Source organism: Streptomyces marokkonensis, assembly GCF_039539045.1.
In the GTDB taxonomy this organism is placed as follows: Bacteria; Actinomycetota; Actinomycetes; order Streptomycetales; family Streptomycetaceae; genus Streptomyces; species Streptomyces marokkonensis.
Window position 1 is genome coordinate 1 of the sequence record NZ_BAABCQ010000388.1, and the last position, 1,008, is coordinate 1,008.

The 1,008-nt window shown below is 68.8% G+C and carries 1 protein-coding gene; it reads left to right on the plus strand.

What is annotated here, in order from left to right; genetic code table 11:
- On the plus strand, positions 1-1,008 hold a 1,008-nt coding region (locus ABEA26_RS36030; RefSeq protein WP_345598296.1), incomplete at both ends, for an acyltransferase domain-containing protein.

Genomic DNA, 1,008 nt, shown 5'->3' on the forward strand with positions numbered 1-1,008 from the left:
TGTGGTGCGGGGTGTGGCGGGGTCTTCGGTTCGTCCGGTGTTCGTGTTCCCGGGGCAGGGGGCGCAGTGGTTGGGCATGGCGGCGGGGTTGTTGGAGTCGTCGTCGGTGTTCGCGGGGCGGATGGCGGAGTGTGGGGCGGTTCTGGAGCCGTTCACGGACTGGCGTCTGCTGGATGTCGTGCGGCAGGAGGTGGGTGCGCCCGGTTTTGACCGGGTGGATGTGGTGCAGCCGGTGCTGTGGGCGGTGATGGTGTCGCTTGCGGAGTTGTGGCGGGCGTGTGGGGTGGAGCCTGCTGCGGTGATCGGCCATTCTCAGGGTGAGATCGCGGCGGCGGTGGTCGCGGGTGGTCTGTCGCTGGAGGATGGTGCGCGGGTGGTGGCGCTCAGGTCGCGTGCTCTGCTGGCCCTGTCGGGTGGCGGTGGGATGGTGTCGGTGTCGTTGCCGGTGGTGGAGGTGCGTGAGTGGTTGTCGGTGTGGGAGGGCCGTGTCTCGGTGGCCGCGGTCAATGGTCCGTCTTCGGTGGTGGTGTCCGGTGAGTCGGGGGCGCTGGAGGAGTTGGTGGCGTCCTGTACCGAGCGGGGTGTGCGGGCGAAGAAGGTCGCTGTGGACTATGCCTCGCATTCGGCTCAGGTGGAGCTGATCGAGGCGGAGTTGGCCGGGCTGCTCGGGGGTGTGGCGCCGAGGTCGGGCGGGGTGCCGTTCTACTCGACACTCACTGGTGGCCTGCTGGATGACATGACGGGCCTGGGTGCCGGTTACTGGTATCGCAACCTGCGTTCGACGGTGGAGTTCGAGGAGGCGGTGCGCGCGGCGGTCGGGGACGGTTTTGGCGTGTTCATCGAGGTGAGCCCGCACCCGGTGCTCAGCCTGGGTCTGCAGGAGACCTTCGACGCGGCCGGCAGTGAGGCGGTGGCGCTGGGTACTCTGCGGCGGAACGAGGACGAGGCACACCGCTTCATGACCTCTCTCGCCGAGGCCCACGTCCACGGCGTCCAGCTGGACTGGCA